This is a genomic window from Pectobacterium actinidiae (assembly GCF_000803315.1).
Lineage (GTDB): Bacteria > Pseudomonadota > Gammaproteobacteria > Enterobacterales > Enterobacteriaceae > Pectobacterium > Pectobacterium actinidiae.
The window spans coordinates 1,164,989-1,184,669 of record NZ_JRMH01000001.1; the positions used below are offsets into that span (position 1 = coordinate 1,164,989).

Genomic DNA, 19,681 nt, shown 5'->3' on the forward strand with positions numbered 1-19,681 from the left:
ATAGCAGAGACTGTTATTTTTCTATTGAATTTGCTCCTTTCTTACTGGAGACTTCGTTTTATTTATATAAAAACATTATGAACTTATCGATAAAACAATTACGAGCGTTTATCGCGCTGACTGAAACTGATAATTTCACGCGCGCTGCTCAGAAAATAAATCTCTCTCAGCCTGCATTTAGTTCATTAATTGCCGGGCTGGAAGAAGAGGTCGGTTATCGGTTATTTGACCGCGATACACGTAAAGTGCAGCTCAACGCTGACGGCCTCCATTTCATCGATATTGTCCGTCGGCTGGTGCAAACCCATGATGATGCCGTCGGTGAGATCAAGTCGTATGCCACGGGGTACAAAGGGAAGATTGTGCTGGCAGTCCTACCGTCAATGGCCGTGGAATGGTTGCCTCAGGTGCTGGCACAATATCACCGCGCTTACCCCAAGATTAAGGTTGAGCTGCTGGATACGCAGTGGGATCGCTGCCTGAAAGCGGTGCTGGATGGCCGTGCCGATCTGGCGCTGACGGCAGGGCAACCGTCGCCGGGAACGTTCAGTTCCCGCATGCTGTTTGCCGATAGATTTTATCTGATCTGCCAGAATTCTCACCCGCTGGCGCAGCGCGACAGCGTTGATGTAGCCGATGTAGCGCAATACCCATTTGTCGGGTTCTGCAAAGGCACCAGCATCCGGCAGTATACCGATCAGCTTATCGAGCCGGAGGGCTTTAACTACGTGCTTGAAGTACGTCAGTTGACCACCATGATGGGGCTGGTGGCAGCAAATTATGGTGTGAGTATTGTGACGGGGTTGACGCTGTTTCAGTTCCAGCACAAAGACATTGCGATTATTCCGTTCCGGGATTTATTACTACAGCGCGGCATCTATCTGGTGACGGATAAAGAACGCCAACTGTCGGTGTGCGCGAAAGAGTTTTATGATTTTCTTCTGGAGCGGGCGGAAAGTTTTGTTCCCACGGCGTGAGAATCCAAACCGCCCACAGCGCGGAGCGTTGCTGGCATGCAGGCGGTTTGGCGATGATAGGTGTCAGGGTTTTTTCTTCGGCCAGTCGTCGTCTTCCTTGTCCCACTTGTCGTTGTTGTCACGGTGCGGGGGCAATTTCGGTTTGTTGAGCAGAAAACGCGTATGGTCAACGTTGCGCAATTCTTTGATGCCGTTAATCAGCATGCCTATCAGGATAATCAGAATTATCCACCAGTAATCAGCCAGCCATGCCATGGTTACGCCTCATCAACATTATGAATATAACGGGTAAACAGCTGCGGCAAGTTCTGGCAAAGCCAGTGGTAGCCTGCAATGTCTTCATCTTGCCAGGCGGCAAGAATGAGGTCGGGTGTAAGCTGTTCTTCCGCATACTGTGCTAATGGATAATAGCTGATATGCCAGAGTTCGGCTGCGACACCGCCGAGATCGTGCGCATAAGGCCGATAAAAACCGTATTCATGCATGTGTGTACTCAGCCACGCGTTCAGTGCGGCAAAGTAACCTCCCTCCTCATATTCCCACGGTTCCAGTTGGAGCGAACGGCCTGCGGGTAATAAATCGGGATCGTAGATATCGAGATCGCTACCCCAATGGTGGCGGCTGGAACCAGGCATGGCGGACCAGCGCAGAATCGCTTCACAGCGCTCGCCGTCGTCCAGCGATAACACGTCCAGAGGCTGGCTGTTGGCATCCATAACGGGACGCTCGCCGCGAAATTTGCCATTCCAGATTTGACGCTGGCGCTCGAAATCACGAAATGTGCTGGCGGGCTGTAGGTTAAATCCCGCCGTTTTTGCCGCCTGCTGTAGCGCCAAAAACGCGGTTACCGCCTCCGGCTGAAGACGATGATGACCGTGTAAAGCGACCAGATGCTGGTCGCTTTTACCGGTTAACATAGCTGACGTCATCATGCGATGAGCTGCTCCATAATGCGTTGGTACATGCGGCTCAGCAGTTGCAGATCTGCTGCGCTAACGCATTCATCTACTTTATGGATTGTAGCATTGACGGGGCCCAGTTCAACGACCTGCGCACCCATGCGGGCAATGAAACGGCCATCGGAGGTGCCGCCATTAGTCAGTAGCTCTGGGGTGACCTCATTGTAATGTTTGACGGCATTCACCACCGCATCGACCAGTTCGCCACGTGCGGTCAGGAATGGTTGGCCGGAGAGTTTCCAGTCGATGGTGTAATTAAGCTGATGGCGATCCAGCAATTCTGCGACGCGCTGCTGGATTAACACATCGGTTAATTCAGTGCTGAAGCGGAAATTAAATTGGACAAACATTTCGCCGGGGATGACGTTATTGCTGCCAGTGCCTGCCTGAATATTGGCGATTTGCATGGTGGTTGGCGGGAAGAAGGCATTGCCCTGATCCCATTCGGTGGCGATCAGTTCGTTAATTGCTGGAGCTGCACGGTGAACGGGGTTGTCCGCCAGATGAGGATAAGCAACGTGCCCTTGCACGCCGTGTACGTGCAGATTCGCGGTGATAGAGCCGCGACGGCCATTTTTTACCACATCGCCCACCACATGCGTACTGGACGGCTCGCCGACCAGACAGTAGTCCAACCGCTCGTTGCGTGCCATCAACGCCTCAACCACTTTTACGGTGCCGTTAACGGCGCTGGCTTCTTCGTCCGAGGTAATCAGGAACGCCAGACGCCCTTGATGGTTAGGATGGGCAGCGACAAAGCGCTCGGCGGCAATCACCATCGCAGCCAGTGAACCTTTCATGTCCGCCGCGCCGCGACCGTACAGCATGCCGTCACGAATGATGGGTTCAAACGGGGGATGCTGCCAGTGGCTTTCATCACCGCTGGGAACCACATCGGTGTGTCCGGCGAAGGCCAGCGTTTTCCCCGTGCCGCGCCATGCCCAGAAATTCTGGGTATCGCCAAAATCCATCGCTTCGACGGTAAAGCCTATCGCCGTCAGGCGTTCAATCATGAGCGCCTGGCAACCCTCGTCATGCGGGCTGAGGGAAGGGCGTTTAATTAACTGTTGAGCGAGTTCTATGACTGGGCAAGACACGTTATTGGTTCTCCGCAATAAATTTCTGGTAGCTGTCGATACTAAATCCAAGCAGCGCATTGCCGTCATCGCTCATCAGCAACGGTCGTTTAATCACCGCTGGCTGATCCAGCATCAGGTTTTTTGCGGCCTCTGCGCTATCGTGGGTATCGCTGTTGATTAATTCACGCTGTTCTTCACTGAGCTTACGCCAGGTTGTTCCACGCGTGTTGAGTAAGGCCTGAAACCCCAGTTGGTTGATAAAACGCTGTAGTAGCTGTTCATCCAGACCGTCGGCACGGTAATCATGGAAGCGATACGCCACCTGTTGATCGTCCAGCCAGCGGCGCGCTTTCTTGATAGTGTCACAGTTTTTGATGCCGTACATGGTCAGCGCCATAGGGGTAAAATCCTTTCTGCTTATTGGGTTGCATGACGATCGCTGTTCTCGACAGCGCGGCCTGACGAGGCCTAATCGGGCGATAGCCCAGCATGCCGAAAAAAGGCGGGGAGATCTACTGTGAACTGTGTTGCAGAAATTAGGGGTAGTACACTTTTTATACTTTCATAATACTTTTGCCTGATTAAAAAGTGTGCATATAATGCGTCGCCGTTAATCACCAAGAGGTTCGCATGGTAGAAGTAGAAGTGAGTACTTGGAAAGATTTTATTGAAGCAATGTTACGTAAATAATAACGAGAAGTACTGTTAGTCATTGCATACCAGGAATAAAATCATACGAATAAGCAGTATTGAGTCTCTCAATACTGCTTTTTTTCTATGTGAAAAGAGGGAACTTGAGTAAATAAGCGAGAGTTCGTATTGTCTTTCCTCTCCACCCTTATCTGGCTGGGCTAAAGAGAGCGTGGCTGTCATTTTCATCAGATATACGTAACGGTACGTTTAGAATGCGTACTCCAAGCCGAGGCTAGTGCTATAGCTGCCTTTTCTGGGGTTACCACCAAACTCATTGGAATATTGCAACCATGTATGCAGGTTGGTTGTAAGATTGACCATCACTCCAGCATCTGCCACACCCCAGTCTTTTTCTGAAGCCGCGCTCGGCATAGAGAAACTCCCTCCCATAGAATTCAAGCCTGCGGTGACCTGTCGCACATCATCTGCCATGTAATCATGATTCCATGCCATTCCTATGTAAGGGCTAATATCTAAACTGGTCACAAGTAAGTGACCTTGAGTTTGCCAACCAAGACTGGAAACCAGGGAGTGACGATGTTGTTCTGAAAACCACATAGCCGAGCTATTATTTCCGCGTTCGTTATAGCCTTCTACTTCAACAAATTGACGTTCCAAACGGGCAAAAGGCCCTGTCTTGACAGCGGTTCCCAGATCGAACCACCAGCCAGCATCAATACCACCACCAATATGGTGCCCTTTCACTGAACCTGATTCTGTGCGCGTTGCTGGGCCGATGTGAATGGTGCGATAAACATCATCAAAGTGAGAAGAGCCAGCATTAACGAATGCGCTCATCCAGGGATGGTCGGCGTGGTAGACTTGATAAAATGCGACGCTGTGGTCATTTAACGTGTAGCCTGCATCATCAAGTGCGGTCTTTTGATTAGAGACCGTTACCATCGCCCCAATGTTAAGATTATCACTTAATTTCACGTCGCCGCCGACCGAAGCAAAGTGGTTATTACTACTGCTTGAAAAGGTATCGTGGGTTGAGTTGGCCTGATGGCGATAATCACCACTGACGAATACCCGCGTATCGCCGCTATAGGTATCGGTAAGGATTTCTTTGCGTAGCAAATTGTACTGAGATTTTGTTGTTGTCAGAGGGGCTTTGCTCAGTAGTGAAATTTTACCTGGCGCTGAAATCTCAGATAAAACGACGCTGGCAAGCATCTTGTGAACACCCGTTGTAGGGTGAAGATTATCAGCAAAAAGATAGCTGTATTCTGTTCCGGCAGTATAGTTGCCTTTGTTACAGAGCAGCGATGATGATGTATTGCAGGCCGCGCTGGTCGTATTGATAATGCCATAGGTTGATGGAGTAGCCATAATTTCTGACAGAAGAGCATAAGTATTTACGGGGATGATATTAAGTCCATTTTTACTCAGCGTCGTAAGGCCGTTATTTAAGGTGTGATTGTATTGGTTTACGACTTCCTGATATTTTCCCTGTAGGTTGTGGTTTGCTGCATCAGGGGTCTTCCCAAGATTAGTGAGATTATAAACAACAACGTATTTTCCTCCTGCGTGATATAAATTATTGAGTAGAGATATTTCCGTGTTTGCTACGGGAATAATTTTACTGGTTGCGGTTGAGGGTGCAGATTCATACATGGCATAGATATCATTAGAACCGCCCCAGACTTGATAAAGTGTTGACGCGTTAACCTTATTGTTTTTCAAATAATTGTTAATCTGAGATTGGATGGTCGGCGAAAATATAATTCCCAAGGAATAATTATGAGCAATACCAGCACCGCCCGATGCATAGTTGGTTCCACCTGAAAATGAATCTGTCGCTGATAGCCCTAAGCCGTCTGCAACATACATCGTTGCAGTTTCCCCTGGATTAGTGGTAAACCTTGATGTTCCGATTCCTAATGCATGCGAAAGATTACCTGCATCACTTAAACTATCACCAAAAACTACCGTATTGTTAAAAATTTCCGCTTCCGCTGATAATGTGTAAATAAATAATGCAGAAATAATCAATGGGAAAAATAATTTCGATTTTTTCCACAGCGATATTTTTATGCCGTTGACATTATTAATTTTATTGATCATCGCTACGAGTGTGCGGATAAGTGGCATAATTCTGATACTCCCGGAATTGTGATAAATGAATATCTTCAGACAGATTAATACGAATGGTAAATAATCGACTATTTGCTTTCGGGACTGAATAATAACGTACAAAGATTATTATTATCGAGATGGTGGTATATAAGGTATGTCTTACATGAGAAATAATGAGATGTTTCTTAATTGGGGCTTATCTTTGGCTCCTTGCATTGGCTGGAGATAGGGCGAAGGGGCATGTGTTAGCTTTTCTTGAATGAGCGAGCCTGCTGGGTGGCCCTTGCACATAAAGAGCCAACACAAGTGTTATTCTGTGGAAAAGAGGAAACTTGAGTAAATAAAAGAGGCTATTATTGATTTACATATGAATCTTATTTTATCTAATTAATTCATAGTGATGGCTAGTTGAGCGAAAATTTCGCCGCGGCAATCGCGTGGAGCTTACTGGTATCAAAAAGAGGAACCTTCGCATCACTGGCACCAATCAATAGCGGGATCTCCGTACAACCCAGAATGATGCCTTCCGCGCCTTGCTGTTCAAGCTGTTGGATAATATCCCTATAGACCTGCCGCGATGCGTCGTTAATGTTCCCCAGACACAGCTCGTCGTAAATGATGCGATTAACGGCTTCTTTCCCCTCATGGTCAGGAACCATCACCTCCACGCCGAATCGTTCCTGGATGCGCTGGCGATAGAAATCCTGCTCCATTGTGTAGCGGGTTCCGAGCAAACCGACTTTCTTCAATCCATGTTGTTTCAGGCTGGTACCGGTGGCATCGGCAATGTGCAAAAGGGGAAGCTGGCAGGCCCGTTCAACGTCATCGGCGACTTTATGCATGGTGTTGGTACAGATGACGATAGCGTCTGCGCCTGCCTGACGTAATCCTACCGCGATATTACCCAGTACGGCGGCTGCCTGTTCCCAATCACCTTGTGACTGCAACCGTTCGATCTCATGGAAATCCACACTGTGCAGGATGATTTTGGCGGAGTGCAGGCCGCCAAGTTGACTTTTCACATACTCGTTGATGATGCGGTAATACGGAATCGTGGATTCCCAACTCATGCCCCCGATCAGACCCAGCGTTTTGCTTACCATGGTGCTTCCCCTCATATCGTAAAAAGTGATGAATTGCTCAGAACTGAACTCTCTGTGTTCTGCATCGGGTTAAAATAGGGCAGCGAAGTCTTCCGGTATACATTTTTAGCGACTTTTATCACTTTTTATCCAACTTCAACTGGACAAAAGGCCAATCTATTGTTGTACTGTACCTGACACAGATTTTGTGTCTTTCATTCATGTAAAGGTAAGTTTGATGTCTAAGATTAAAGGTAGTGTTAAGTGGTTTAATGAGTCCAAAGGCTTCGGTTTCATTACTCCTGAAGATGGCAGCAAAGACGTGTTCGTACACTTCTCTGCCATCCAGAGCAATGGTTTCAAAACTCTGGCTGAAGGTCAGCGTGTAGAGTTCGAAATCACTGACGGTGCCAAAGGTCCTTCTGCTGCTAACGTTAACGCTATTTAATTATACCGATTTCGTGAAAAACCCGCCATTGGCGGGTTTTTTTTGCTTCATTTTCATACATCAGTGTGTTGTCACCCACGTGACCAGGGCAAACGCCAGTGCAGTCATGAGTAACGATCCCGCCAGATTCAACAACACATGTAACCCCGCTGCCGCTAGCTGCCCGCTTTGTAGGAACATGACGACTTCTGCAGAAAAGGTCGAAAACGTCGTTAAACCGCCGCACAGTCCGGTGGTAATCAATATTTTCCAGTCCTGATCGAGATGGGGATGGCGCAGGAAGAAGGCGAGTGCACCGCCAATAACGAAAGCACCAATCAGGTTGGCAAGCAGCGTGCCTAGCGGCAGCGTTGGATACAAATTGTTAAACTTAATACCTAGCTGCCAGCGTGCCACACTACCGACTCCGCCACCAATAAATACCGCGAGTAATGTACTAAACATAGAAACCTTTCTTGGGCTGTTTTTACATAGATTGTTTTGCGATCTCGGAGAGTGTTAGGCAGCATGCTACGCCCTCTCTGCGAGGTGGACGTAGACATCATTAGCCGAGTGGCGGTTGTACCCTGTTTTTAAGGCTGTCAGCGTTTTGGCTGCGTGAGGGTAGGGAGGAATGTCATCTCCGCTTTAATGAGGAAAGTGTACGCCGTCAGACGGGATTTTTGTAGTGATGCCGGGGGAAAGTTGTAAAGCAATCTGAATGCGTGCGGAAGCACTGTTGCCGCGTCTTACTTTGTTACAGATGGAGATTGTGTCCTGCTGCGTAAGGTTTTACATAGAAGGCATAGGGTAAGAAGAATTGTTTCGACAAGAATAGTCTCGTTTGCTGGCGTCTCCAGCCTCTGTAAATCAGGTAGGTTTGTATGGAAGGTATCAGTATTGCCAAGCTGTTGGTGATTGGCGCATTAATCATTCTGCTGTTCGGTACGAATAAACTTCGTAGCCTCGGCGGTGATTTGGGCGCGGCGATTAAAGGCTTCAAGAAGGCGATGAATGACGATCAACCGATGAAGACGGATGATACGACAACGCTGAATGATTCTTCTCGTAAAGAATCTTGACCGCACCTCACACAGCAAAACGGACGGCAATCGCCGTCCGTTTTTTACTCCACACAGAAAATGTGTAAATATGTATGAGCGCTTATTTTACTTCGATGCCTTTTGCCTGTAGGTCGGCATGGTAGGATGAGCGAACAAATGGACCGCAGGCCGCGTGAGTAAAGCCCATCGCCATTGCTTCGGCTTTCATCTCATCGAACTCATCTGGGCTAACGTAGCGCTGTACCGGCAGGTGATGACGGCTCGGCTGTAAGTATTGCCCCAGCGTCAGCATCGTCACCCCGTGGCGGCGCAGATCGCGCATCACTTCCACGATTTCCGCATTGGTTTCCCCCAATCCCACCATCAGGCCAGATTTGGTTGGGACATCTGGATGCGCTTTTTTGAAGTTTTCCAACAGCTTCAGTGACCACTCATAGTTCGCACCAGGGCGAACCTGACGGTAAACGCGCGGTACGTTTTCCAGATTGTGGTTGAACACATCGGGTGGTGTAGCAGTCAAGATCTCTAACGCGCGATCCATACGGCCACGGAAGTCTGGCACCAGCGTTTCGATGCGGATACTCGGGTTCTTGCGACGAATGGCGCTAATACAGTCTGCAAAGTGCTGGGCTCCGCCGTCGCGCAGATCATCACGGTCAACGGAGGTGATCACGACATAGCGCAAGCCCATGTCATGGATGGTCTGTGCCAGCTTCTCAGGTTCATTGGCATCCGGCGTAAGCGGACGGCCGTGGGCAACGTCACAGAACGGGCAGCGGCGCGTACAAATCGCGCCCAGAATCATGAACGTGGCAGTACCGTGGTTAAAACACTCCGCCAGATTCGGACAGGACGCTTCTTCGCAAACTGAGTGCAACCCGTTTTTGCGCATGGCCGCTTTGATTCCCTGAATACGGCTTGAATCCGCCGGAAGTTTAATCTTCATCCATTCAGGTTTGCGCAGAAGCTCTTGGCGTTCGGTGACGACGGTACGTACCGGGATTAGCGCCATCTTATCGGCATCGCGGTATTTGACGCCGCGTTCGATCTGAATCGGTTTACTCATGTTTGCGTAAGTTCCAGTTCTGAATCGTTTCTTTAAATTTGTAATTCAAATTCAAAGGATTATGTTTTTAGTTAAACTTTTTTTAAAAAACTATAAAAATTATATCATCTTGCCTAACCACAATCAGCCTTTGCGCGATCAAAATGAAGAAATTATGTGAATAAAATGTAATTTATCAAAAAGCAATCGTCTAACTGACTGTTTTTATTAACAGGATGAAATGCGTTAACCAAGAAGCGGCTCACCCTGGACGTCCAGATTCCACGAGACAAATTCGGGTGTGGAATAGCCGACTAACTGTAAAAAGGTGTTCACCAGCACGGGTGCGGTATCATCCAGCGTGACGCCCGGCAGCAGATCGCTGATTTGTGTCATCTCCATACCGGCGTACCCACATGGGTTGATTCGCAGGAAAGGGGAGAGATCCATAGCGATATTGAGCGCCAGTCCGTGAAACGAACAGCCTTTGCGAATACGCAGCCCTAACGAGCAGATTTTACGCTCGCCCACATAGACGCCGGGGGCATCAGGGCGCGCATGCGCTTCGATCTGGAAGTGTGCCAGGGTGCCAATCACAGTGTTTTCGATGGCGGTGACGAGCTGACGAACGCCGAGCTTGCGGCGCTTTAGGTCAATCAGCACGTACATGACCTGCTGGCCGGGGCCGTGGTAGGTTACCTGACCACCTCTATCGCTCTGAATCACGGGAATATCACCGGGCATGAGGATATGTTCGGCTTTGCCTGCCTGACCCTGCGTGAATACGCGCGGATGCTGAACCAGCCAGATTTCATCTGGGGTTTTATCATCACGTCGGTCGGTAAAATGATGCATCGCCAAAGAGACGGGCTCATAAGGCTGTACGTCGAATTGGCGTACGATGATCTTATCCTGTAGCAAGTGTGTCATCTTCAGGTTAAGGAAAGGTGGGGAAGATTATAACGGCGGGAAGCGTCAGCGAACAGTCCTATGCACAAGTCTGCCGTGCAAAACCATGTAGCATAAAACTATTTAGTACTCGCCAATTTTCCCGCCCGTTCTTCTTGCTGGACGATTCTTACAGAACCATGCGCACGATGTCGATGTTGCCCAGTTCTTCGTACAGTGTTTCCACCTGCTCAATGTGAGTCGCCGTGATGGTGATGGAAACGGAGTGGTAATTCCCTTTGCTGCTGGGTTTGATCTGCGGCGTGTAGTCGCCAGGCGCATGACGCTGTACCACTTCAACGACCAGATCGACTAACTCTGGTTTTGCTTCGCCCATGACTTTGTAGGTAAAAACACAGGGGAATTCAAGCAGTTCGTTTAATTTGGTTTTCATTTGCGCTCCAGAGAGGGTAATACATCGGTATTAGCACTGACATAACGACATTATACTAAAAATATAACTCCCGCGTGGTGCGGGAGTTATGGATGGTATTTATATGGGGGCGTTTTGGCCCCATACAAGGGGGATTAGCCGAACCAGTGATGGAACATCAGTTTGATGTAGTCGATCATGCGGCCAAAAATTCCGCCTTCTTTCACTTCGTTCATGACGACCAGCGGGCGCTGGTCGATGGTTTTGCCATCTAACTGGAAGTTGATGGAGCCTACAACCTGATTTTTGGCTAACGGCGCATGCAGTTCTGTGTTGTCCAGCACATAGCTGGCTTTCAGATCTTTCATACGACCGCGCGGAATGGTCAGGTAGGCATCTTTCTCTACGCCCAGCGCAACGCGGTCGCTGTCGCCAAACCAGACGGGCTCGGAAGCGAATTCTTTGCCTGCTTTCAATGGCGCGACGGTTTCAAAGAAGCGGAAGCCCCAGGTCAGCAGTTTCTTACTTTCTGATTCGCGACCTTTGGCGTTACGTCCGCCCAGTACCGCCGAAATCAGGCGCATCTGGCCTTCTGTTGCCGAGGCGACCAGATTAAAGCCGGCTGATGACGTATGACCCGTTTTGATGCCGTCAACATTCAGGCTGGAATCCCACAGCAAACCGTTACGGTTAGGCTGGCGAATATTGTTGAACGTGAACTCTTTCTCTTTGTAGGTCGCATACTCTTCTGGCACATCACGGATTAGCGCCTGACCGATCAGGGCCATATCACGCGCTGAACTGAACTGGCCCGGTGCATCAAGGCCGTGCACGGTTTCAAAGTTGGTATTTTTCAGTCCCAGAGCTTTCACGTAACCGTTCATCAGGTTAACGAAGGCATCCTGACTACCCGCAACATAGTCTGCCATCGCGACACAGGCATCGTTACCGGATTGCAGGATAATGCCGCGATTTAGCTGGGAGACAGGAACGCGGTCGCCCGGCTTCAGGAACATCAGAGAAGAGCCCTGGAAAGTCGGGTTGCCGGTTGCCCAGGCATCTTTACCGACGGTAACGATGTCGTTCGGGCTGATTTTTCCTGATTTAATGGCCTGACCAATCACGTAGCTGGTCATCATTTTCGTTAAGCTGGCCGGATCGCGGCGCGTGTCGGCATTCATTTCCGCCAACACTTTCCCAGAGTTGTAATCAATCAGGATGTAGGATTCAGCATCGATTTGCGGGACACCGGGGATCATCGTTTTAAGATTGATATCTTCGGCGTAGGCAAAGGAAGAGGCGCTAATGGCGAGCAGTGCGCCAAGCGCAGTACGTTTAGTAAAACGAGACGTGTTTACAGTATTCATGATTGGAACAACAACATCCGTGGGTATGAGTTAAAAAACGAGCCACACTATAGCAGATGGCAAATAGGCAGGCATCAGACATTACGTTACGTGATTTTGCAAAAGGGCGGTATGTTCAATGCCATAGCCGCCGTTTTCGCTGCGTGAGTCTGCCGATTATCCGTTACTAGAGGGTACTGGGTGCGGCGGTAATAAACGACTGCTGCTGAGCTTCGACTGACAAACGTTGTTGAAGTTCAGCGGCTTGCTGACGATTCTGGAATGGCCCCAGTTGGATGCGGTACAGCCCGCCGCTCGCGGTGACGTTTCCAGACACGCGGAAACGTTCGCTCAGGCTGCGCTGCCAGGTTTGTGCGCGCTGCTGATCGCTTAGAGCACCGACCTGAACCACATAGCGACCCGTGGCGGAAGGCGTGACAGCCGCAGGAGCAGTAATCGCAGCCGCTGCTGGCGCGACGTTCATTGGCGCAGCGGATGACGATGGCGTTGCTGTTGGCGTCACGCTGGATTCAACCACGCCAGCAGGTAAGGCGGAAGGTGCACCCAAAAAACCGCCGCTGTGCGACGGCGCGCTGCTCTGCGGCTGTGTGTTTTCTGCGGGTGCACTCAGGCTGCTATTGCTGATCGGCCGCACGGCGCTGTTAGAGGTGGGGGAAGTCGTTTCCATCATTGGCGTCCCCAAGCCGCTGGCGCCGAAGCTCGGGCGTTCCGGCAGGGCGAAGCTTTGCTTGGCGACGGTGGTGCCGACGGTTCCGGGACCGGAGAGCGTGCCGTCTGGCGCGACGTTGATGAAATCCACTTTTACTTTGGTATTGTTCGAGATGTTCAGTCGATCGCCTGCGGCCTTCGACAGATCGATAATTCTGCCCGGCGTGTACGGCCCGCGATCGTTCACACGTACTACCAGACGGCGGCCATTACTCAGGTTGGTCACGCGGACATAGCTTGGCAGCGGCAGCGTCGGGTGGGCGGCGGTTATCGCATTAGGGTCAAAGGTTTCGCCGATTGACGTGCGGTTACCGCTGGCTTCTTCGCCATACCATGCCGCTAAGCCTGTCTCGCTAAAGTTTTGCGGATTTTTGACAATCTTATAGGTCTTACCTTTGATGCTGTAGTCTTGCAGCGTACCCTGGTTATAGGGTTCATAACGCGGTTCTGCGCCACCGATCTCTTCCGTCGGTCCGCTGTAAACCTGAGTCACGGGCGGTGTAGGCTGCCGTTGTTCCGTTGTGGTACAGGCCGCAAGCGCCAGAGTTGCTACGCCGACCCAAAGCCAATCCTTACGCATTGCTCACCTCGTGTTATAAATTCTTAGATAGCAGTTTGCGGTGAGTATGTATCGACATGACGATACCGAACCCCGCCATTAAGACGACCAGCGCCGACCCGCCGTAGCTGACTAGCGGCAGCGGCACGCCAACGACGGGAAGTATACCGCTGACCATCCCGATATTGACGAACACATAGAAAAACAGAATCAACATTAGCCCGCCGACCATAACCCGGCCGAACGAGGTTTGCGCATTCGCAGCGATGACCAGGCCGCGCATAATCATGAACAGATACATAGCGAGTAGAATCAACACGCCGATTAACCCGAGCTCTTCTGACAATACGGCAAAGATAAAGTCGGTGTGGCGCTCTGGCAGAAACTCTAACTGAGACTGTGTGCCATGTAGCCAGCCTTTGCCAGACAGGCCACCAGAGCCTATCGCAATTTTCGACTGAATAATATGGTACCCGGCGCCGAGCGGATCGCTTTCTGGATCGAGCAGCATCATCACCCTGGCGCGCTGATAATCATGCATCAGGAAAAACCAGAGTATAGGAATAAACGCGGCGAGTAGCAGGACGGCGATACCAATTAAACGCCAGCTCATGCCAGCAAGGAAAAGCACAAACAGCCCCGATAGCGCGACCAGAATTGAGGTGCCTAAATCCGGCTGTGCGGCAACCAGCAGCGTAGGAACAAAAATCAGCACCAGCGCGATTGCCGTATTTTTTAGCGACGGTGGACACATATCACGGTTGATAAAACGGGCGACCATCAGCGGTACGGCTATCTTGGCGATTTCCGACGGCTGGAAACGGATAAAGCCCAGATCCAGCCAGCGCTGTGCGCCTTTACTGATCTGCCCAAAAATATCCACGATGAGCAGCAATATCACGCAAAACACATAGAGGTAGGGAGCCCAGCCTTCATATACGCGCGGAGGGATTTGTGCCATCACGATCATCACCGTAAAACCCAGCACGATTTGAACGACTTTTCGCTCCATCATACCAACGTCTTGTCCGCTGGCGCTCCATAAGACAAATAGGCTATAGCCCAGCAGTGCCAGGATGCAGAGAAGAAACGGGAGATCGATGTGGATTTTCGCCCAGAACGATCCCTTTTGTTGGCTATCGGTCATGACTGTCTGTTACTCACTCTCGCTACCCGGCGGCGCAGGAGGCGCGCTGGGTAAATCGGTATTGTTGTCACCCAACAGAATATGGTCAAGGATCTGGCGGGTAATGGTGCCAACGGTCGGGCCTGCTCCACCGTTTTCCAGAATAATCGACATCGCTACTTTAGGGTCTTTATACGGGGCAAACGCAACCATTAATTTATGGTCACGTAGATGTTCTGCGATCTTGTGCGCATTATAGGTTTCGTTTTCTTTCAGGCCGAAAACCTGTGCCGTGCCAGATTTTGCCGCAATTTTATAAGGTGCATCCTCAAAGCTTTTGCGGGCAGTACCGTTAGGTCGATTAGCCACGCCATACATGCCGTCTTTCGCCACTTCCCAATAGCCAGAATGGATGTTGCCAATTTGCTGATTCTCTGTCTGTCGGAAAGGCACAATCTTGCCATTTTCCCGCGAGCTATAAAGCAGGTGCGGCGTTTTGATCTGACCGTCGTTGATCAGCGTCACCAGCGCTTTAGTCATTTGGATAGGCGTTGCGGTCCAATAACCTTGACCAATCCCGACCGGGATCGTATCCCCTTGATACCAGGGCTTTTTGAATCGTGCCAATTTCCACTCGCGCGTTGGCATATTGCCCCTGCTTTCTTCCGAAATATCGATACCGGTTCTCTCGCCGTAACCAAATTTGTTCATCCATTCGGACAGGCGATCGATCCCCATGTCATAAGCGACCTGATAGAAGAAGGTATCCGCGGATTCTTCCAGCGATTTGGTGAGGTTAAGACGGCCATGTCCCCACTTTTTCCAGTCGCGGAAGCGCTTTTCGGAACCCGGTAATTGCCACCAGCCGGGATCGAACAGGCTGGTGTTAGTCGTGATCACACCCGCCGTCAGGGCAGAAACTGCGATATAAGGTTTCACGGTGGAAGCGGGGGGATAAATCCCCTGAGTTGCACGATTGATCAATGGACGATTGGGATCGCTTTGCAGTTTTGCGTAATTTTTGGTGGAAATCCCGTCGACAAAGAGGTTGGGATCGTAACTGGGCGTGGAAACCATCGCCAGAATACCCCCGTCGCGTGGGTCGGTGACTATCACGGCGGCACGGCTGCCTTCCAGCAGTTTCTCGATGTAGATTTGCAGGCTTAGATCCAGCGTCAGATAAATATCACGGCCAGCCTGCGGTGGCTGTTCGTGGAGTTGGCGGATCACGCGGCCACGGTTGTTAACCTCAACTTCCTCATAACCGGGCTTGCCGTGGAGCAGATCTTCGTAATGACGTTCAATCCCCAGCTTACCGATGTCACGCGTGGCGGCGTAATCGGCAATTTTTTCTTCTTTGGTTAACCGCTCCACTTCTTTATCGGTGATTTTGGAAACATAGCCGATGACGTGCGTCAGTGCAGAGCCGTAAGGATAATAGCGGCGCTGGTAGCCTTTAACCTCAACGCCGGGGAAGCGGTATTGGTTGACGGCAAAACGGGCAACCTGAATTTCATCGAGCCCGGTTTTTACTGGAATGGAAGTAAAGCGGCGTGAGCGCTTGCGCTCTTTTTCAAAATTTTCCAGATCGCTATCAGTCAGATCGACGACGGGACGCAGGGCTTCCAGCGTATCTTTAAGGTTATCGACTTTGTCGGGCACCAGTTCTAACTGATAGATCGTGCGGTTCAGCGCCAGCGGGATGCCGTTACGGTCGTAGATAATACCGCGACTGGGCGCGATAGGAACCAGCTTAATGCGGTTCTCGTTAGAACGCGTGCGATAGTCATCAACACGCAAAATTTGCAGATGATAAAGATTAGCGACTAATACACCAGAAAGCAGCAAAATGCCCAGAAATGCCACCAAAGCACGGCGCACGAACAGGGCGGACTCAGCCGTATAATCACGAAAGGGTTTACGTTCTACTTTCATCCAGCGTTATTTCACACGTTTCATCGTATCGCCTTACTCCCGATGGTAAGGGTGATTAGTCGTAATGCTCCAGGCACGATACAGGCTCTCGGCGACCAGTACACGAACCAACGGGTGTGGCAGCGTTAATGGCGAGAGTGACCAGCTTTGTTCCGCTGCGGCTTTGCATTCCGGCGAAAGCCCTTCAGGCCCACCAATCAGCAAGCTGACGTCGCGCCCGTCCTGTTTCCAGCGCTCTAGCTGTTGCGCCAACTGCGGCGTCTCCCAGCGAGTCCCTGGAATATCCAGCGTAACAATGCGGTTGCCTTTGCCCACTGCGGCTAGCATCTGTTCGCCTTCGCGCTCCAGAATGCGTTTAATGTCCGCATTTTTACCCCGTTTCCCCGCCGGAATTTCGAGTAATTCGAAAGGCATGTCCTTTGGGAAACGGCGCAGATAATCGGTAAAACCAGTCTGCACCCAGTCGGGCATTTTGGTGCCAACGGCGACCAGTTGCAGTTTCATACTAGCCCCACAGCTTTTCTAATTCGTACAACTGGCGGCTTTCTTCTTGCATGACATGAACCATCACGTCACCTAAATCGACAACAACCCAGTCAGCAGCGCTTTCACCCTCGACACCGAGTGGGATGAGACCCGCAGCGCGTGAAGACTGCACGACGTGATCGGCAATAGACGCGACATGACGCGTAGAGGTGCCCGTACAGATAACCATGTAATCGGTGATGCTGGACTTACCCTGCACGTTAAGTGCAACAATATTCTGGGCTTTTAAGTCATCGACCTTATCAATAACGAAGTCTTGGAGTGCTTGGCCTTGCAAAGGTTCCCCCTCAATGGCGTTTTGTCAGTAACTGACGAACGCGTGTGGCGCTGAATGATTTAGGAAAAAGGTGAATCACCGAATAATTGCCGAGAATTTCCGCTTTTCCCGGTGATTGAAACCAGCCGCGGAGTATATCACGCACTTTTACCGAGTGGTATAAAGCCCGTGGTTGATGGGCAGGAAAAGCGGCGTTATTGGTACAGGCCGCTTTCGTCGATGTAGCTGAGCACGGCGGGAGGCAATAAATCCTGGCAGTCCAGGCCTTGCTGACGGCGTTGGCGAATGTCCGTTGCGGAAATGGTGACCAGCGGTGTGTCTGCCAAAAAAATCCGCCCATGAGGTTGCTGATGAAGCGCGTTCGGCGTGTGCGTCTGATGATCGTCCAGCCACTGTTGTAATTCGGGCGTTTCCAGCGTCGAGCGATAACCGGGCCGAGCGCATACCAGCAAATGACAAACGTTAAGCAGATCTTTCCAGCGGTGCCAATGGTGTAGCGTCAGCAGCGAATCCTGCCCAATGATAAAGCCCAGCGGCGCATCTTGGCCTTTTTCAGCCCGCAGCGCTTCCAGCGTATCGATGGTATAGGAGGGCGTTTGCCGTTGTAGCTCACGATCGTCCACGGTAAAGAGCGGGTTGCCTTCAACGGCCAGTTTAGCCATATGAAAACGCTGTCGGGAACTGGCTTCGGGCTGCGGACGGTGTGGCGGAACGTTATTGGGCATCAGGACAATCTGAGTTAGCCCCACAAGTTTTGCCAGTGCCGCCACTGGCTGAAGGTGACCGTAATGAATCGGATCGAACGTGCCGCCAAAAAATGCGGTCAGCGATGGCGTAGCGGGTAACGTATTCAGATGAATGCCTCCGGCAAGGCTTTGCCGCACAGCAACATGGCAAGCGATTCCAGTTCTGACCAAACGGACTGCCCATAGTCTTGCTTTAACGTTATTTCCACCTGCGTTAGCAATCGTATGGCCTGCTGTAGCTGTTGAAGAGAAAGCCGCTGTAGTGCCTGAGTGAGCAGGTCACGTCGGTTTTGCCACACTTTTTGCTGATCGAATAACGTACGCAACGGCGTGTCTGACATGCGCCGTTTCAGCGCCAGCAGCTGTAGCAATTCACGCTGTAGCGTGCGCAGTAAAATAACAGGCTCGCAATCTTCCTGTTTTAACTGCTGTAAAATGTGCCAGGCGCGTTTGCTTTTGCCTGCCAGCAGCGCATCAAGCCAATGGAACGGCGTGAAGTGAGCAGCATCATTAACTGCGCTTTCCACACGGGGCAGAGTCAGCTTGCCATCGGGATACAGCAGCGCCAGCCGTTCTAACGCCTGAGACAGCGCGAGCAGATTGCCTTCATAGCAATAGCAAATGAGCTGTGTGGCCTGTTCATCCAGCGCCAACTTCATGGATTTAGCCCGCTGGGCGACCCAGCGGGGGAGCTGTGCTTGTTCCGGCGTCAGGCAATTGATATAGACACTGTTTTGCGCCAGCGCTTTGAACCAGGCGCTGTTTTCCTGCGCTTTGGTCAGTTTATGACCGCGCAGAATCAACAAAATATCGGGGTGTAATAATCCCGAGAGCTTAACCAGGTTTTCACCCATCGCGGCGTTTGGGCCGTTTTCTGGTAAAACCAGTAAGAGCGATTGGCGTGAGGCGAACAGGCTGAGCGCCTGACAGGTGCTGAAAATCGCATCCCAGTCGGTATGAAGATCCAGGATGAAACTGAAATGCTCGCTGAATTCGTGTTGTTGAGCGACCCGCTTGATGCTGTCGAGACTTTCCTGAAGCAGGAGCGGGTCTGAACCAAAGACCAAATAACAACCGCGCAGCCCCTCATGGAGCTGCGCGGTGAGTTGTTCGGGGTAAAGCCGAATCATGAACGCGTGGCGGCAGTAGTGGAGTCGGTGGACTGCAATCGATTTTTGACTTCCTGACTACCGTTGATGGTTAGCAATTTACGCACCAACTGCTGGGCAGCCTGCTCGCGCATTTCCTGACGGACGATGTCCTGTTCGGCATCTTTCGCCAGTGCAGCCAGCGGGTTATCAAAGAACGTGCGGAACACCGTTACGCTGAGCGGATAAATATCTTCACCCGGCATCAGCACCTGTGCCTGCAACGTCAGCACCATCTGGTACTCCGCTGTTTTACCGTCCTGGAAAATAGAGACGGTATCGCGCGTTTCACTTGAGCCCAAAACCCGTAGAGACGGGATATCCTGACGCGTCGCATCGTCAACGATTTTTACATCGCTAAGACGGAGCTGCTCACGTACCGCACGCGTTAGCGGACCATAAGGATCGCTGCTGTCGAGCACCAGTGTTTGTAACTGCGCAGGCACTTGTGTCGTGCCGCGCAGATGAAAACCGCAGCCAGCGGTGATTAACACCGCTAACCCCAGCAACAACGTGAATAAACGATGTCGCACAGTTCCTCCT

General features: G+C 50.9%; 23 protein-coding genes and 1 riboswitch. Of the genes, 4 read left to right on the forward strand and 19 right to left on the reverse strand.

The window, feature by feature from the left end; all coding sequences use genetic code 11:
- Window positions 1-77 precede the first annotated feature (77 nt).
- A complete protein-coding gene (locus KKH3_RS04830) occupies window positions 78-977 on the forward strand; it encodes a LysR family transcriptional regulator (protein WP_039356412.1) in 900 nt (299 codons plus the stop codon).
- A 63-nt stretch (window positions 978-1,040) separates the two neighbouring features.
- Here the strand turns inward: KKH3_RS04830 and KKH3_RS04835 are convergent, their stop codons facing one another.
- Genes KKH3_RS04835 through KKH3_RS04850 form a run of 4 tightly spaced genes read right to left on the reverse strand, consistent with a single transcriptional unit; the run spans window position 1,041 to window position 3,412 of the window.
- Window positions 1,041-1,232, reverse strand: coding sequence for a YpfN family protein (locus tag KKH3_RS04835; RefSeq protein WP_039356415.1), 192 nt, complete (start codon window positions 1,230-1,232; stop codon window positions 1,041-1,043).
- 2 nt (window positions 1,233-1,234) lie between these two features.
- Window positions 1,235-1,909, reverse strand: a complete 675-nt coding sequence (locus KKH3_RS04840; protein ID WP_039356417.1) for a M15 family metallopeptidase — start codon at window positions 1,907-1,909, stop codon at window positions 1,235-1,237.
- Entirely contained in the window at window positions 1,906-3,033 is a 1,128-nt protein-coding gene (dapE, locus tag KKH3_RS04845; protein WP_039356419.1) for a succinyl-diaminopimelate desuccinylase, read from the reverse strand. Before dapE ends, KKH3_RS04840 begins: the two co-directional genes overlap by 4 nt.
- Window position 3,034: 1 nt before the next feature.
- A complete protein-coding gene (locus tag KKH3_RS04850; protein WP_039356421.1) occupies window positions 3,035-3,412 on the reverse strand; it encodes an ArsC family reductase in 378 nt (125 codons plus the stop codon).
- 233 nt (window positions 3,413-3,645) lie between these two features.
- Here KKH3_RS04850 and ypfM point away from each other — a divergent pair, with 233 nt between their 5' ends.
- Complete coding sequence (gene ypfM / locus KKH3_RS22590; RefSeq protein WP_137739554.1) at window positions 3,646-3,705, forward strand: protein YpfM; 60 nt, start codon at window positions 3,646-3,648, stop codon at window positions 3,703-3,705.
- A gap of 210 nt (window positions 3,706-3,915) precedes the next feature.
- Here the strand turns inward: ypfM and KKH3_RS04855 are convergent, their stop codons facing one another.
- Together KKH3_RS04855 and KKH3_RS04860 are read right to left on the reverse strand one after the other, a co-directional pair.
- Complete coding sequence (locus KKH3_RS04855) at window positions 3,916-5,802, reverse strand: autotransporter outer membrane beta-barrel domain-containing protein (protein ID WP_052201292.1); 1,887 nt, start codon at window positions 5,800-5,802, stop codon at window positions 3,916-3,918.
- 389 nt (window positions 5,803-6,191) lie between these two features.
- Window positions 6,192-6,890, reverse strand: a complete 699-nt coding sequence (locus KKH3_RS04860) for an aspartate/glutamate racemase family protein (RefSeq protein ID WP_039356424.1) — start codon at window positions 6,888-6,890, stop codon at window positions 6,192-6,194.
- A gap of 217 nt (window positions 6,891-7,107) precedes the next feature.
- Between KKH3_RS04860 and cspE the strand changes: the two genes are divergently transcribed.
- Window positions 7,108-7,317 (forward strand): transcription antiterminator/RNA stability regulator CspE, encoded by a 210-nt coding sequence (gene cspE, locus KKH3_RS04865; RefSeq protein ID WP_005976270.1) that lies wholly within the window; start codon window positions 7,108-7,110, stop codon window positions 7,315-7,317.
- Window positions 7,318-7,377: 60 nt separating this feature from the next.
- On the opposite strand, the gene crcB is transcribed toward cspE, so the two are convergent.
- On the reverse strand, window positions 7,378-7,761 hold the full coding sequence (gene crcB, locus KKH3_RS04870; RefSeq protein ID WP_039356427.1) for a fluoride efflux transporter CrcB: 384 nt from the start codon (window positions 7,759-7,761) through the stop codon (window positions 7,378-7,380).
- An 84-nt stretch (window positions 7,762-7,845) separates the two neighbouring features.
- Window positions 7,846-7,950: riboswitch (Fluoride riboswitch) on the reverse strand.
- A gap of 230 nt (window positions 7,951-8,180) precedes the next feature.
- Between crcB and tatA the strand changes: the two genes are divergently transcribed.
- Entirely contained in the window at window positions 8,181-8,378 is a 198-nt protein-coding gene (gene tatA, locus KKH3_RS04875; protein WP_039356431.1) for a Sec-independent protein translocase subunit TatA, read from the forward strand.
- An 82-nt stretch (window positions 8,379-8,460) separates the two neighbouring features.
- Here the strand turns inward: tatA and lipA are convergent, their stop codons facing one another.
- The 12 genes from lipA to lptE form a co-directional block, all read right to left on the reverse strand.
- Window positions 8,461-9,426, reverse strand: coding sequence for a lipoyl synthase (gene lipA / locus KKH3_RS04880; RefSeq protein ID WP_039356434.1), 966 nt, complete (start codon window positions 9,424-9,426; stop codon window positions 8,461-8,463).
- Between the two features lie 225 nt (window positions 9,427-9,651).
- Window positions 9,652-10,335 (reverse strand): lipoyl(octanoyl) transferase LipB, encoded by a 684-nt coding sequence (gene lipB, locus KKH3_RS04885; RefSeq protein ID WP_181939647.1) that lies wholly within the window; start codon window positions 10,333-10,335, stop codon window positions 9,652-9,654.
- A 148-nt stretch (window positions 10,336-10,483) separates the two neighbouring features.
- Window positions 10,484-10,747 carry a DUF493 family protein YbeD gene (gene ybeD, locus KKH3_RS04890; protein ID WP_005976281.1) on the reverse strand — a complete coding sequence of 88 codons (264 nt, stop codon included), beginning with the start codon at window positions 10,745-10,747 and terminating at the stop codon, window positions 10,484-10,486.
- 134 nt (window positions 10,748-10,881) lie between these two features.
- Window positions 10,882-12,093 (reverse strand): D-alanyl-D-alanine carboxypeptidase DacA, encoded by a 1,212-nt coding sequence (gene dacA, locus KKH3_RS04895; RefSeq protein ID WP_010284040.1) that lies wholly within the window; start codon window positions 12,091-12,093, stop codon window positions 10,882-10,884.
- 166 nt (window positions 12,094-12,259) lie between these two features.
- A complete protein-coding gene (gene rlpA, locus KKH3_RS04900; protein WP_039356437.1) occupies window positions 12,260-13,381 on the reverse strand; it encodes an endolytic peptidoglycan transglycosylase RlpA in 1,122 nt (373 codons plus the stop codon).
- A gap of 13 nt (window positions 13,382-13,394) precedes the next feature.
- On the reverse strand, window positions 13,395-14,507 hold the full coding sequence (gene mrdB, locus KKH3_RS04905; protein WP_039356439.1) for a peptidoglycan glycosyltransferase MrdB: 1,113 nt from the start codon (window positions 14,505-14,507) through the stop codon (window positions 13,395-13,397).
- 9 nt (window positions 14,508-14,516) lie between these two features.
- Window positions 14,517-16,421, reverse strand: coding sequence for a peptidoglycan DD-transpeptidase MrdA (mrdA, locus tag KKH3_RS04910; RefSeq protein ID WP_039356442.1), 1,905 nt, complete (start codon window positions 16,419-16,421; stop codon window positions 14,517-14,519).
- 33 nt (window positions 16,422-16,454) lie between these two features.
- Complete coding sequence (rlmH, locus tag KKH3_RS04915) at window positions 16,455-16,925, reverse strand: 23S rRNA (pseudouridine(1915)-N(3))-methyltransferase RlmH (protein WP_005976291.1); 471 nt, start codon at window positions 16,923-16,925, stop codon at window positions 16,455-16,457.
- Between the two features lies 1 nt (window position 16,926).
- On the reverse strand, window positions 16,927-17,244 hold the full coding sequence (gene rsfS / locus KKH3_RS04920) for a ribosome silencing factor (protein WP_039356444.1): 318 nt from the start codon (window positions 17,242-17,244) through the stop codon (window positions 16,927-16,929).
- Window positions 17,245-17,438: 194 nt separating this feature from the next.
- Window positions 17,439-18,128 (reverse strand): nicotinate-nucleotide adenylyltransferase, encoded by a 690-nt coding sequence (gene nadD / locus KKH3_RS04925; RefSeq protein WP_052201293.1) that lies wholly within the window; start codon window positions 18,126-18,128, stop codon window positions 17,439-17,441.
- Entirely contained in the window at window positions 18,095-19,120 is a 1,026-nt protein-coding gene (gene holA / locus KKH3_RS04930; RefSeq protein ID WP_039356447.1) for a DNA polymerase III subunit delta, read from the reverse strand. Before holA ends, nadD begins: the two co-directional genes overlap by 34 nt.
- A complete protein-coding gene (gene lptE / locus KKH3_RS04935) occupies window positions 19,117-19,671 on the reverse strand; it encodes an LPS assembly lipoprotein LptE (RefSeq protein ID WP_039356450.1) in 555 nt (184 codons plus the stop codon). Before lptE ends, holA begins: the two co-directional genes overlap by 4 nt.
- Window positions 19,672-19,681: the final 10 nt, after the last annotated feature.